The sequence below is a fragment of the Pseudoalteromonas sp. SG45-5 genome, assembly GCF_014164085.1.
Lineage (GTDB): Bacteria > Pseudomonadota > Gammaproteobacteria > Enterobacterales > Alteromonadaceae > Pseudoalteromonas > Pseudoalteromonas aliena.
In genome coordinates, this window is sequence record NZ_JACJEM010000002.1 from 72,773 (window position 1) to 87,340 (window position 14,568).

Below are 14,568 nucleotides of genomic sequence, written 5' to 3' on the forward strand. Positions count from 1 at the left end.
TTCTTTTAATAGAGCTTAAGTTTACCAGCGGATGCTTTTACACTAAAGCGCTAACTGAGTTATTTAGTTTTTTTCTATGCTTGTTACTACGTTATGCTCGCCATTGACTTTCCAGCGAATATTATAATTGTACAAAGTCATACCATAGCTTTGCTCGCCGTCTTTTTGTTTTTTATAGGCAGGGCGGGGATCTTGTTTTAAAACATTAGCTATAAAATCATGTAAATCTGGGTATTGTGTTTGCGCATCTATAAACTCCATTGCCTGAGGGCTAAATTCAACCGTCATTTGTGTTTCTGGGCGCGTGTCAGCAAAGCCAGCACTTGCATCAGGCATTGAGTCTGAATAAGGCAAATATGGTTTTATGTCAACAATCGGTGTGCCATCAAGCAAATCAATGCCAGCGAGCGATAAACTAAGTTGTCCGTTTTTATACTCTATACCTTCAAGTTTTACGGCGCTCATACCAATCGCGTTTGGTCTGAATGTAGCGCGGGTAGCAAATACACCTTTTCGCTCATTGCCACCTAAACGGGGCGGGCGCACCATCGCAGAATAACCTTTATCGGCGGTTTCATGAAAACGAAATAACAACCAAATATGAGTAAATTCATCTAAACCACGTACAAACTCTTCGCGATTAAAATCAGGTGCAAAAATAAGTTTTGCCTTGGCTTGTGGCACTAAACGAGGCTGCCTAGGTATAGCAAACTTCTGTTTATAAGGAGATTGAATGTGGCCAATAGCCGAAATGGTATAATCGCTCATAGTACTCGAGTACAAATAAAATAGAGCCTTATTCTACCTGTATTTAGCCTTTATGGCATTACTGTAATTGAGTTTATTACTTATAAACCGGATGGTTTAAATGATAGGAATTGAGCCAAGTGCTTTATAATTGCAGCTTAGCAGAATTTAAAAATAAACAAGGTAAGCCTGAGCTTACCTTGCTGTATGCATGTTAAAAATAGTTAAAACATGTATTGAACTGATACAGACGCTACATCCATATCTGGATCAATGTCATCATCAAGTTTGTAACGTTCATACTCTAAACGAAATTGAACATTTGTTGTAAGCGCATATTCGATACCTGCACCGTAAAACGCATCACCACCATCTGTAGAAGTCGATATACTTCCTATTGGTAACTCTTGTGTATAGTCTGCGTCCCATTCAAGCCAACCACCTTTTGCGTATACAGTGAAGCTTTCAGATAGTGGAAGACCCAAACGTGCGGCAAGAGATACGCCATCAATTTCAGCTTTGCTGTCTATGTCACTAACTTCATCAAAGTTTTGGTAAGCAAGCTCTAAGCTTAAGTACTCGTTAAATTGAGTACCAACATAGCCTTTAAGCATTTGTGCATCGTCGTCAAAGTCAGTGTCGTTATCACTGTCTTCAAACTCAAAAGAATATTGACCGTAACCGATACCAGTATAAATACGTGGAGAATCAAAATCAGAAATATCAGCGTGTGCTGCAGAGTTAAAACCCAGTGTTGCTAATGCAAGTGCAGAAAGAGAAAGTGTTTTAATCATTGTGAATAGCTCCTTTACAAATAAAAAATAATGTTTAATTAAGTCAATCAAACTTCAATTTAGTAAATGCAGCGAACATGCCAACTATAAAAACAAGTGAAAATGCTTAAAAAACCCTACTTTAGTATTGGCTTTATCGATGAGAAGTTTAAATAATAAACAAAGTGAACTTTTGTAATAAATTGTTATCTAAAGACTTTTGTAGCTTTTACAAGTTAATATGAGTTTTTTACATAGCTAGATGAAGTGGAAAGCTTTCCGAATCAAGATTTGCTTTATTTACCGGGGGGAAACTGTGACGAGCGACTTTTTAACCTAGTTATACCAAATACATTAAAATGATCATGTTTTTTGAAAACTAAAATTAGCTCGGTAATTATTCGGGCGTTACTCTATTATTTATACGTGTCTACATCCATGTAGACAATAAAGAGTAAGTCAGTCACTCCTAAACAGAACAAGTTTTAAAGTAGAAAGGTCAACACACATTAAAAAACAAATTGCTAGATTTAACCTCAAAGATAAACACGGCCTAAACTTTGTGTAATAAATTTTCGGTTTCAATCGCTATTTCTTTCATTTTTATAGCGTAGTTTTCTAATTTAATATCTTCGTCAGTCACAGCCTGAAAAGAGGGAACTTCAATTGGGTAACCTGTTTCATCCATAGCAATAAAACTAATAACACAATGATTTGTTTCAACCATATTTTGTGTCTTTGGATCACCACAACGCACCTGAATAAAAATTTGCATGCTGGTTTTACCTGTATGCGCTATTTTAGCTTCTACTTCAACAATTTGCCCAACTAATATAGGGCGTCTAAATTTAACACCCGCCACCGAAACCGTTACACAATAATGGCCACTCCATCCTGCAGCACACGCATAACCAGCTTGGTCAATCCATTTCATGACGGCTCCACCATGCACTTTACCACCAAAATTCACATCGGTAGGCTCTGCTAAAAAACGAAAAACAACTTTTGACGACGGCATAAGAAATACTCAATTTATTAAAACTAGTGTCAGCATAGCGCAAAAAAGGGGCCGAAGCCCCTGCAATTTAGGATATGTTTATAATTTATATGTAAAAATTACGAATATATAGTGGTTCAACGCATAATTTAGCTACATATTAGGGTAGTTTGGTCCACCAGCCCCTTCTGGTGTTACCCATGTAATATTTTGACTAGGGTCTTTAATGTCACAGGTTTTACAGTGCACACAGTTTTGGGCGTTAATAACAAACTCTTTATTCCCCGCTACCTCTTGTACTTCGTAAACGCCTGCTGGACAATAACGCTGCGCGGGCTCATCAAACTTAACTAAGTTTACGTTGATAGGAATTGACGCATCTTTGAGCTTTAAATGACACGGTTGTGATTCTTCGTGGTTAGTATTTGATAAAAACACGCTAGAGAGTTTATCAAAGCTAAGTTGCCCATCTGGTTTTGGGTACGCTATTTTGCCAGCGGCGTTAGCATCAACAAGAGTCGAGTGATCGGGCGTATTATCTTTAAATGTAAACGGTAAACCACCATTAAAAATATTTTGATCAAGCGTGTTGTATGCACCGCCTACAAACTTACCTAGTTTGTGCATAGCAGGGCCAAAGTTACGAGATTGATATAACTCTTTATATGCCCACGATTGCTCAAAAGCAGTTTGGTAATTAGTTAAATCGGTATTTGTTAACTCATTTTGCAGTGCTTCAAAAATAACCTCAGCGGCAATCATTCCCGATTTCATGGCAGTGTGATTACCTTTAATTTTTGCAAAGTTAAGTGTGCCTGCATCGCACCCTACAATTAAGCCACCTGCAAAATGCATTTTTGGTAATGAATGCAAACCACCTTTAGCAATTGCACGTGCACCGTAAGCAATACGTGCGCCACCTTCAAGTACGTTTTTAAATACTGGATGATGTTTCATTCGCTGAAATTCATCAAAAGGGCTTAAATGTGGGTTTGAGTAATTTAAATCAACAATTAAACCAACAACGACTTGATTGTTGTCACTGTGATACATAAATGCACCACCGTTAGTATCGCCGCTAAGTGGCCAACCCGTACCATGAACAACTTTACCAAGCTCATGCTTACTTTCATCAATTTGCCAAATTTCTTTAAAGCCTAAACCGTAATGCTGTGGCGATGAATCTGCATCAAGGGCAAATTCATTGATTAATTGCTTACCTAAATGGCCACGGCAACCTTCAGCAAAAATAGTGTATTTTGCACGAAGCTCCATGCCTGGCATGTAACCGTCTTTTTCATTACCGTCTTTGTCGACACCCATATCGCCAGTAATAATGCCTTTTACTGCGTGATCTTCAATTATTAAAGAGTGAGCACTAAATCCTGGGAATATCTCGACGCCTAAGTTTTCAGCTTGCTCTGCAAGCCATCGGCATACATTACCCATAGATACAATGTAGTTACCGTCATTATGAAATGTTTTTGGCGTAGCAAAGTGGGGGATTGATGTCGCTTTTTGCTCGTTATTAAACCAATAAATTTCATCGTTAGTTACTTTGGTTGTAACCGGTGCGCCAAGCGCTTGCCAATTTGGTAGTAGCTCATCCAAAGCTTTGGTTTCAAAAACAGCACCAGAGAGTACATGTGCACCTACTTCAGAACCTTTTTCGACTACGCAAATCATGCACTCTTGTTGTTTTTCTTGTGCTAATTGCGCGAGTTTAATTGCACTTGAAAGCCCCGCAGGGCCAGCGCCAACAATTACTACATCAAATTCCATGGTTTCACGTTCGACCATAATAACCTCTTTATCTATGACGGACTTATTCGAATGTTTACTACGCATTTAAATAAGGTGTACAGCCTATTTTTAACCTTGCAAATTAAACGTTACAGACTGTGAATAGTTAAAGGTTATTTTAGGTTGACGTTTACGTCAACAGGAAGTAGTCTAATTTCATGAAATAAATAGGTTGACGTGCACGTTAGCTTGTAGGTTTAAATAATTATGGAGTTCCTATGAAAGTTCTCGTACCAATAAAAAGAGTGATTGATTACAACGTAAAAGCACGCGTTAAAAGTGATAACAGCGACGTGGATTTAACCAACGTTAAAATGGCAATGAACCCGTTTTGTGAAATTGCTATAGAAGAAGCCATTCGCCTTAAAGAAGCCGGTACAGCCAGTGAAGTTGTTGCTGTTACTATTGGTCCAAAAGCATCACAAGAGCAATTACGCACAGCATTAGCTCTGGGTGCCGACAAAGCCATTCACATCGAAACCGATGAAAAGCTCGAGTCACTCCATATTGCAAAGCTCCTCGCTAAAATTGTAGAGCAAGAATCTCCTGAACTTGTAATTTTAGGTAAACAGTCAATCGACTCAGATAATAATCAAACAGGTCAAATGCTTGCTGCGCTCACTAAGCGTGGACAAGGTACATTTGCCTCAAAAGTGGTTATTAACGATGGCAAAGTGAACGTAACCCGTGAAGTTGATGGCGGTTTGCAAACAGTAGCACTGAGTTTACCTGCAGTTGTGACAACCGATTTACGTTTAAATGAGCCTCGTTATGCATCACTGCCAAATATAATGAAGGCCAAACGTAAGCCGCTTGAAGTAATTGCAGCTGATTCGCTTGGTGTTGATTTAACACCGCGTATACAATTAATAAGTGTAGAAGAGCCAGCTAAACGTACAGCAGGAATTATTGTTGAAAATGTTACGCAGCTTGTAGAAAAATTAAAAATAGAGGCAAAGGTGATTTAAATGAAAACACTCGTAATTGCAGAGCACGACAACGGTGCCTTAAAACCAGAAACCTCAAAAACAATTAACGCTGCAGTAAAAATGGGTTTTCCTGTTGATGTACTTATTGCAGGTAACAGCCTAAGCGCAATGAGCGCACAAGTTGCCAGCATTGATGGCGTAGCTAATGTTTTAGTTGCCGATAATAGTGTGTATGAACATCAGTTAGCTGAGAGCATGGCCGATTTAGTTTTATCGCTTAGTGACAACTACAGCCACATAGTCGCAAGTGCAACGACAACAGGCAAAAACTTTATGCCACGTGTTGCAGCGCTATTAGATGTTGCGCAAATTTCTGAAATTATCACAGTAGTGGACGCAGATACATTTAAACGTCCAATTTATGCTGGTAACGCAATCGCCACGGTTAAATCACTCGATAGTAAAAAAGTAATTACAGTACGCGCTAGTAGCTTCGATTTACAAGGTGAGCAATCAGCAGCGGCTATAACTAGCATCGATACAGTGTCTGATCCGCAATTAAGTCGCTTTGTAAGTGTTGAACAAACTGAATCAGAACGTCCAGAGCTAACTGCCGCGACAGTGGTTATATCGGGTGGTCGTGGTATGCAAAATGGCGAAAACTTCGCGTTGCTTAATGGCATTGCCGATAAGCTAGGCGCTGCTATTGGCGCATCACGCGCAGCAGTTGACGCAGGCTTTGTACCTAATGATATGCAAGTAGGTCAAACAGGTAAAATTGTCGCGCCTAACTTGTATATAGCTGTTGGTATTAGTGGTGCAATTCAACATTTAGCGGGCATGAAAGACTCAAAAGTAATCGTCGCAATTAATAAAGACCCCGATGCACCTATTTTCCAAGTCGCTGATTACGGTTTAGTCGCTGATTTATTTGACGTGTTACCTGAGCTTGAGCAAGCGCTCTAAGGTAATAACACTAAGCGTGTCGTTGTTTTATTTATATAAAGATAGCGTATTCTGATTTAAAGCCGTCGTTTCATTTTTGATTCGACGGCTTTTTTTTCATATTATAGTGACAACGTTGTCATTTTGAGAATGTAAAATATAAGTAGGAGCCATACAATGGCAAGGTATAAAGCGCTTGATGCTATGCGGGGGTTAACCATCACATTAATGATACTGGTAAATACACCGGGATCGTGGTCCCACGTGTATGCACCTTTACTTCATGCCGATTGGCATGGGTGTACACCAACGGATGTTATTTTTCCATTTTTTATGTTTATGATTGGCTCTGCAATGTTTTTTTCATTCAATAAATCTGACCATTTAGGTAATTCAAAGCAGGTTTTACGGATTATAAAGCGCGGCGTAATTATTTTTGCTATAGGTTTGGTCTTAAATTATTACCCATTTATCAGCAACCTCGAAAATTTAAGAATACTCGGTGTATTACAACGTATTGGCATAGCCTACATTTTCGCGTCTTTGTGTGTGCTCGTGCTAAATAGAAATGGGATATTAACGCTATCGCTTATTGTGTTAGTACTTTATTGGCTATTGCTATTGCTATTGCTATTAAGCGTAGGCGCAGAAAAAGCATACACGCTAGAGTACAACGTCGTTAGGTTGGTGGATATTACCGTACTGGGTGAGTCGCATTTATGGCAAGGCAAAGGGCTTGCTTTTGAACCAGAAGGGTTATTGAGCACCATCCCAAGTATCGTAAGTGTATTACTAGGTTTTGAGACTACTCGCCTATTAGTTAATACTCAAAACAAATGGACAAGTATAAAACGCCTCGTTTTAATTGGCGCAGCAGGGATTATCATCGCACAGCTAGGCGATATTATTATGCCAATTAATAAATCATTATGGACAAGCACCTATGTTATTTACACATCAGGTATTGCCTGTATAACATTAGCTTTTTTTGTCTGGCTTTGCGACATAGTAAAACCACCTGCTATTGTTGAGTCGTTGATTGTTTATGGCTCAAATCCGTTGTTTATCTATGTGCTCTCTGGAGTATGGGTAATGAGCTATGCGTTGGTAAGCATAGGGAAGTTAACTCTAGATGATTGGTTATATCAACATTTAGCGTTAATATTTACCGCAAAATTGGCATCATTGGTTTACGCGCTGTTACACGTTGTGGGCTTTTGGCTGATAGCAAAGGTGCTTCATAAACGGCGTATATTTATAAAAATCTAAATAACCTGAACTCTGGATAATAAATCTATCTCGAGCAGCTATTTTCAGCGCTAACTGCGTTGAATTTACTTGCAATAGGCCCGCTATTGACGCGTAAATTCGTCTTATTTTCACTGGAAATCTCTGGCTAGAGAAAATAAATTTAAATATCACCATAATTCAATGCGTTAGTAAATCTCTTAACCAGAGCTCAGGTTAAATAATTTATTATGAACAATAAAAAACCAACTCGTAAGTTGGTTTTTATTTAATATTACTAAATAAGGATTTAGTAAGTTGCACTGCCTTTAGTACGAGGGAAGGCAATAACGTCACGCACGTTGCCCATACCTGTTACATAAGCAACTAAGCGTTCAAAGCCTAAACCAAAGCCTGAATGCGGCACACTACCGTATTTACGTAAATCGCGGTACCAGCTGTAATCTTCTTTGTTTAAGCCCATTTCTTCTAAGCGTGCATCAAGTACATCTAGGCGTTCTTCACGTTGTGAACCACCAATGATCTCACCAATGCCCGGTGCTACTACGTCCATTGCGGCAACGGTTTTACCGTCTTCGTTTTGGCGCATGTAAAATGCTTTAATATCACGTGGGTAGTTTTTAATAACTACTGGTGCTTTAAAGTGCTCTTCTGCAAGGTATCGTTCGTGCTCAGACTGTAAATCTACACCCCATTCAACAGCGTACTCAAACTTTTTACCACAGTTTTTAAGGATTTCTACAGCGTCGGTGTAATCAACTTGTGCAAAATCTTTATCTACAAATTCTTCTAAACGCGTAATTGCGGTTTTTTCTACACGTTGTGCAAAAAATTCCATGTCATCACGGCGCTCTTCAAGTACGGCTTTAAACACGTATTTAAGCATGTTTTCAGCAAGTTTTGCGATATCTTCTAAATCAGCAAACGCAACTTCAGGCTCGACCATCCAAAATTCTGCAAGGTGGCGAGATGTATTTGAGTTCTCTGCGCGGAACGTAGGCCCAAACGTATAAATTTTTGACATTGCAGAGGCGTACGTTTCACCGTTTAACTGGCCAGATACAGTAAGAAATGCTTCTTTACCGAAGAAATCTTCGCTGTAATCAACATCGCCTTTGTCTGTAAGCGGTAAGTTTTGCATATCAAGCGTTGATACACGGAACATCTCACCCGCGCCTTCACAGTCACTGGCCGTAATGATTGGTGTGCTGATCCAATAAAAACCTTGCTCGTGGTAAAAACGGTGAATAGCTTGCGCTAAACAGTTACGTACACGAGTTACCGCGCCAATCATATTTGTACGAGGGCGAAGGTGAGCGTGCTCACGTAAGTACTCAATGCTGTGGCGCTTTGCCGACATTGGGTATGAATCTGGGTTTTCTACCCAACCTAACACAGTCACAGTATTAGCTTGAATTTCGTAAGATTGACCTTGGCCAGCAGATTGTACTAAAACACCAGTAACCGACACAGAACAACCGGCTGTTAAGCTAGTAACTTCATCATAATTATTCAGTGAATTAGGAACTACCGCTTGAATAGGATCAAAACACGAACCGTCATGAACGGCTAAAAATGAAATTCCTGCTTTTGAATCGCGGCGAGTACGGATCCAGCCCTTAATTGTTACTTGGCTGTCTACCGCAACATTGCCTTTTAATAGCTCTGAAATCGCTAAATGGCTCATCTTCACTCCAATGATATAAGTTGCCTAACTATTTTTATTTAACTGTGCGCAGCACATTGGCATAAATTGCCCATAAACGGTGCTGCACTTGAACCCTGTATCTTACCTAGTAAAGTTAAATAAAAAAACTATTGTGGGCAACTCTTTAAAAGTTTTTATGCATGCGCTTTATTTTTAAGCAGTTTTAAGCGGTTTATTAACACTATTGTTATTTGTTACTCTTATATTTAGTGATTTTGTGGCATTATTGACGAACAAATCAAATTTATGTTTTTCACACTTAAAAAATCGATGCTATGAAACAAGTTTTTATATTACGAGGGCTACCAGGAAGTGGTAAGTCTTATTATGCGCAGAATCTTGCTGACGAACTAGGGGGAGCTGACGAAAGCCAGTACCTTATATGCTCAACGGATGATTATTTTATTAATGAACAGGGTGAGTATCATTTTGATAAATTTAAATTACCGCAATTTCATAATCTGAATTTAGCGCGTTTTATAAGCGCACTTGCTCAAGGCACACCTTTGGTAATTGTAGATAATACCAATATTAAAAAGTGGGAATTTGTAGCGTATTCGCAAGCCGCTATTGCTTTAGGTTATCAAGTAAAAGAAGTGATTGTCGGTGAAGTGAAAGACAAATCTATGCAGCACTTATACGCTAAACGCAACTCTCATCACATCCCACTTAAAACGATTAGCAAAATGGCGTATATGTTTGAGTGGTAAGTAATTATTATACATAAATTAATTAGATAAACGATTTGCTATACAAAGTGCGAACTCATCATAACATCGTTGATGTAGCTATTAATATTAACTGCCAAAATTGTTTGCTACTCTAGGGCGTGTTGAATCGCGGCGCATGTTTGGCATTACGCTGCGTTATCGCCTATTTATGGGGGACAACAACACATCATAGGCTTTGCTTAAATACCAAACACACTGCTGAAAATTCAACTATCAAAGGTCAACACGCCCCAAGGATATATGCAATAGCGGTATGTTACATTAGAAAAACGTCTTTCATTTAAACGACCTGTTACCAATTTGCAATAATACTGACTCAATTTGAGGGATTAAATCTGACGCTAACTTCGTTAAATTTACTTGCAATAAGCTCGCTATTAACGCATAACTCCGCTTTTTTCACTAAAAATCTCTGACTAGCGAAAAATAAATTTAGATATCATCATGGTTCAATATTAGTAAACCTCTTAACCAGAATTCAGGTTAAGTCAATTTCATTTTTATTCTTAATATCTTCGTTTTAGAGTTTCAAAAAAGCATTAACATATTAAATTAATATGTTAATAATCATCCTAAGCAGAATTCACGCTATATAAGACTTTCTTATTTTTTGCAATAATAAATCAATCCAAAAGAATTGCTTTTATTGCCTTATGTAAAACTAATATATTTATATGCATTAATAGAATATAAATTATATTGTATGCAATGATAATTAAATGTTACAAATGTTTCACTCAGTAACCCGTTCTGGATTGAGACACAAATTATCGAAGGTACATTATGAAACTTAATATATTGATTATTGCGTTACCGATACTAGGATCAAGCTCTCTTGCGCTTGCAAACACAACACATGAACGCTTATTTACACCACACGCTGCAGTTATTGAGCGTGTTCATCACCATGGTGTTGAGGACAATCATAACGAAAGAGCGCCAATTGCCCGTGTAAAAGTACAGCCCCAACAGCTAAACAATGTAATGCTGAGCTCTCAAGCGATTATGGCCAACTGTGATTTAAATGCGCTGGCGTCTGCGAATTCTTCAAATATTATCAATGAAATTAAAACCCAGGGTAGCGCGTGTATAAATGAGTTATTTAGCGCGTCGAGCTCCATACAAAGTCAGGTGTTCACTTCTGAAAAAATGTTTGCGGTAGCCAATCATGCTAAATCTCTTTCTCAAACCTATGCAGGTGGTGGTGATACCGATTTACAAGCATTGTTTTTGTATTTGCGTACTGGCTTTTACGCAGAGTTTTACAACGATAACATCAGTTTTAGTTCGTGGGTTACACCTGCAGTAGTCGATGCTATTGACGCATTTGTAAATAATAGCCATTTTTATGACGACAATGACGGGCACGGTAAAACGCTCAATGAAGTGATCATTACAATGGATAGTGCAGAGCAGCAACACCGCTACTTACCCGTTGTTAAGGAGTGGCTTACGCGCTTTAACGAAAGTTATGCGGCAAAATGGAATATGCGAGGAGCCATTAATGGCATTTTTACATTGCTTTATAGAGGGCAATGGAATGACGCTTATGTAGCTGCGGTTGCAACGGATGTTGATTTGGTTGTAAAGCTTAATGCATTTACACAAAAGCAGTGGATGATAGATTCTGATGCTGAATTTTTAATCGTAAATGCCGCAAGTGAGCTCGCACGGTTAAAAAAATATTCTGAGACCGCTATTCAAAGTGAGGTAGATAAAGGCGTTAAAGCTATTTTTAGCACTTATAATAGCTTTGGCTTTGGTGATGCTGTTTGGCTTGCCGCAGCTGATTCAGTGAGTTATTACGCCGAATGTAGTCTTTATAATATTTGTGGTTTTGCAGAGCAATTAACGCAACAGGTATTAGCTCAGAGTTACAGTTGTAGCAGTACGATTAAAATTAGATCGCAAAATATGACTGCAATCCAACATGCATCGGCATGTGATGCAATGGGTGCTGAAGAGGGCTATTTCCACAATAAACTAAGTACCAATTTGACTCCTGTTGCTGATGATAACAATAGTTTTTTACAAGTTAATATTTTTGATAGTAATGGCGATTATAGTAAATATGCAAAAGCTATTTTTGGCATCGACACTAATAACGGAGGGATGTATTTAGAAGGCGACCCTTCAGTGGTAGGAAATCAAGCTAATTTTATTGCCTATGAAGCAAGCTACGCTAATGCAGAGCATTATGTGTGGAATTTAGAGCATGAATATGTGCATTATTTAGATGGTCGCTTTGACTTGTATGGTAATTTTAACTCACCAACAGAGGAAATAGTGTGGTGGTCTGAAGGTGTCGCAGAATATATTGCTAATCAAGATGACAACGAAGCGGCTAAAAATACAATCAGTGATGGATCTCGTTATACCTTAGCGCAAATCTTTGTAACCAATTATGATGGATTTGATCAAGACCGTATTTACCGCTGGGGTTATTTAGCGGTTCGCTTTATGTTTGAACGCCATGGCGACGATGTTGACAGTATGCTTACAGACACCCGCAGTGGTAACTGGAGTGCTTACAAAGCTAAAACGGTCCAATGGGCTAATCGCTATGAAAGTGAATTTGTGCAGTGGTGTGATGATTTGGTGGCAGGTACAACAACAAATGCACCGCCTACAGCAAAAATAAACGGTCCTTACTCTGGTGTTAAAAACGCAGCAATTAACTTTTCAAGCAATGGAAGTACTGACAGCGATGGCGAGATTGCGAGTTATCAATGGCGTTTTGGTGATGGCGGGAGTAGCAATGAAGCAAATCCAGCTCATACATATACAAGCGCAGGTCAGTACACTGTCTCATTAACTGTACTTGATGATAAAGGGTTAGGCCAAACAGTCACATCTACAGTAATGGTTGAAAATGATAATAGCTCTGGGGATGAGGAGCTTGTAAATGGACAGAGCCGTATTATTGCAGGTAATCAAAATGAACAATTATATTTCACTCTCAATGTGCCTCAGGGAGCAACTGATCTCACATTTAATTTAAACGGGGGCACAGGCGATGCCGATTTATATGTGAGCTATGAAACAACCCCGACGACAAGCAGTTATGACTGTCGTCCGTATGTTGGTGGCAACACAGAGAAATGCACAATAAATCCAGCACAAGTGGGTACTTATAAAATAATGGTCAATGGTTATAATTCATTTGATAACGTTCAGCTTACTGCATCGTACAATGCTGGTAGCAGCAATGTCCCCGATGCTTGCTCTACTCAAGGTAGTCGCAGTAGTGGTCGTTTAGAAGATGGCGAGGTTATTTGTTTAGGTAACAGTGGCCCGCTATGGTTCAGTATCGCTGATATAAAAAGCCAAAACGGCGTTGCGATCACGACTTCAAATGGTAGTGGTGACATTAGTTTAAGTTTCGCAAGTAGCGGTTGGCCGAATACAAATAATGAATCTGCTCAATCAAATAATGCAGGTAATGACGAGTGTATTTATATTTCAAGTCAGGATGAATACTGGGGGTACTTAAAGGTTGCAGGTAACAGTACTGGTGCAAGCTTAGTTGTTGATTTTAACAGCCAAGGTTGTCGATAGGCGTTTTAAATACTTAACTAACCTGAACTCTGGTTAAGATATTTACTAATAAATAACCAAAAAGCCCATGAAAATGGGCTTTTTTTATTGCTAGTAATTGTTTTACTGCTTACGTTTATACACTGCAAGCGGATGTGATGTACTTAGTGATACATGAACCTGGTCGCCTGGATTAACAACAACCTCATGGCTTACTCGGCTAGTTACAATGGTAGAGCAGGCCAATTTTACAGCGCATAAGCGGCTACCCCCTTCAAAACGTACCCAAATTACTTCACCATTATTACCCACACTGCTTTGTACAAGCAGTACATCGTCAGGGCGAAGCAGTACGTCAACATCGCCATTGTCACAGTCAACGCCATGAGCGGGTGCATTACCAATTGAGGTAGTGGCTTGTCCTTGGCTAAATTGTCCACTAATAAAGCTGGCTTCACCTAAAAAGCGTGCGACAAAGCGATTGTTTGGTGTACTAAAACAGCGCTCCGGTGCATCTATTTGCTGAATTTTCCCGCCTTTTAGAATACCTACGCGATCGCCAACCGACAGCGCCTCTTCTTGGTCGTGTGTTACCCAAATTGCAGGTACGCCAGCGGCTTTAAGTGCGTTTCTGATATCCCAACGAAGCATGTCTTTAAGGGCTGCATCTAAATTAGAAAGTGGCTCGTCAAGTAATACGAAGTCAGGCTGGTGGGCAAGGGTGCGCGCAAGTGCGACGCGCTGTTTTTGTCCGCCAGAAAGCGTTGCTGGTTTTTTATTTCTAAAATCATCAAGCCCAAGTAGGTTTATCCAATGATCGGCAGGGGCTGTATTTTTTAACCTAAAGCAAATATTTTGCTGCACAGATAAGTGCGGAAATAACGCAAAGTCTTGAAATACCATACCAACACTGCGTTTTTCAGGAGGTATTGTTAATTTAGGTGTCGCGCGCCATTTGTCCGTGTTTATTTCGCCTTCGCTAATGGGTATAAGACCAGCTAGCGCTTGTAAAATTGTACTTTTACCACAACCTGTTGGCCCTACAAGCATAAGGATTTCGTTTTCACCCAGCGATAAGTTTAAATCGCTTACTACGCGGTTACTGCCATAATCTATAGACAACTGACTTACAGATAGCATTGTTTTTTAA

Annotated in this window: 11 protein-coding genes; 5 read left to right on the forward strand and 6 right to left on the reverse strand. The window is 39.3% G+C overall.

What is annotated here, in order from left to right:
• Positions 1-63: 63 nt before the first annotated feature.
• From tsaA to H5119_RS00895, 4 genes are all read right to left on the reverse strand, one after another.
• Positions 64-768: a tRNA (N6-threonylcarbamoyladenosine(37)-N6)-methyltransferase TrmO gene (gene tsaA / locus H5119_RS00880; protein ID WP_182700858.1), complete on the reverse strand. Its 705-nt coding sequence runs from the start codon at positions 766-768 to the stop codon at positions 64-66.
• Between the two features lie 203 nt (positions 769-971).
• Positions 972-1,541 carry an outer membrane beta-barrel protein gene (locus H5119_RS00885; RefSeq protein WP_077537837.1) on the reverse strand — a complete coding sequence of 190 codons (570 nt, stop codon included), beginning with the start codon at positions 1,539-1,541 and terminating at the stop codon, positions 972-974.
• A 532-nt stretch (positions 1,542-2,073) separates the two neighbouring features.
• Positions 2,074-2,538 (reverse strand): acyl-CoA thioesterase, encoded by a 465-nt coding sequence (locus H5119_RS00890; RefSeq protein WP_077537838.1) that lies wholly within the window; start codon positions 2,536-2,538, stop codon positions 2,074-2,076.
• A 132-nt stretch (positions 2,539-2,670) separates the two neighbouring features.
• Positions 2,671-4,317 carry an electron transfer flavoprotein-ubiquinone oxidoreductase gene (locus H5119_RS00895; RefSeq protein WP_182700859.1) on the reverse strand — a complete coding sequence of 549 codons (1,647 nt, stop codon included), beginning with the start codon at positions 4,315-4,317 and terminating at the stop codon, positions 2,671-2,673.
• Positions 4,318-4,538: 221 nt separating this feature from the next.
• Between H5119_RS00895 and H5119_RS00900 the strand changes: the two genes are divergently transcribed.
• From H5119_RS00900 to H5119_RS00910, 3 genes are all read left to right on the forward strand, one after another.
• The gene (locus tag H5119_RS00900) at positions 4,539-5,288 is read left to right on the forward strand and encodes an electron transfer flavoprotein subunit beta/FixA family protein (RefSeq protein ID WP_182700860.1); all 750 of its coding nucleotides are present in this window, start codon (positions 4,539-4,541) and stop codon (positions 5,286-5,288) included.
• Entirely contained in the window at positions 5,289-6,215 is a 927-nt protein-coding gene (locus H5119_RS00905) for an electron transfer flavoprotein subunit alpha/FixB family protein (protein WP_182700861.1), read from the forward strand.
• 156 nt (positions 6,216-6,371) lie between these two features.
• Positions 6,372-7,463 (forward strand): acyltransferase family protein, encoded by a 1,092-nt coding sequence (locus H5119_RS00910; protein WP_182700862.1) that lies wholly within the window; start codon positions 6,372-6,374, stop codon positions 7,461-7,463.
• A gap of 268 nt (positions 7,464-7,731) precedes the next feature.
• On the opposite strand, the gene asnS is transcribed toward H5119_RS00910, so the two are convergent.
• Positions 7,732-9,129, reverse strand: a complete 1,398-nt coding sequence (asnS, locus tag H5119_RS00915; RefSeq protein WP_077537843.1) for an asparagine--tRNA ligase — start codon at positions 9,127-9,129, stop codon at positions 7,732-7,734.
• 296 nt (positions 9,130-9,425) lie between these two features.
• On the opposite strand from asnS, the gene H5119_RS00920 reads away from it, so the two are divergent.
• Together H5119_RS00920 and H5119_RS00925 are read left to right on the forward strand one after the other, a co-directional pair.
• A complete protein-coding gene (locus H5119_RS00920; protein ID WP_077537844.1) occupies positions 9,426-9,860 on the forward strand; it encodes an ATP-binding protein in 435 nt (144 codons plus the stop codon).
• 804 nt (positions 9,861-10,664) lie between these two features.
• Positions 10,665-13,439, forward strand: coding sequence for a collagenase (locus H5119_RS00925; RefSeq protein WP_182700863.1), 2,775 nt, complete (start codon positions 10,665-10,667; stop codon positions 13,437-13,439).
• 102 nt (positions 13,440-13,541) lie between these two features.
• Here the strand turns inward: H5119_RS00925 and H5119_RS00930 are convergent, their stop codons facing one another.
• Complete coding sequence (locus H5119_RS00930; protein WP_182700864.1) at positions 13,542-14,558, reverse strand: ABC transporter ATP-binding protein; 1,017 nt, start codon at positions 14,556-14,558, stop codon at positions 13,542-13,544.
• Positions 14,559-14,568 lie beyond the last annotated feature (10 nt).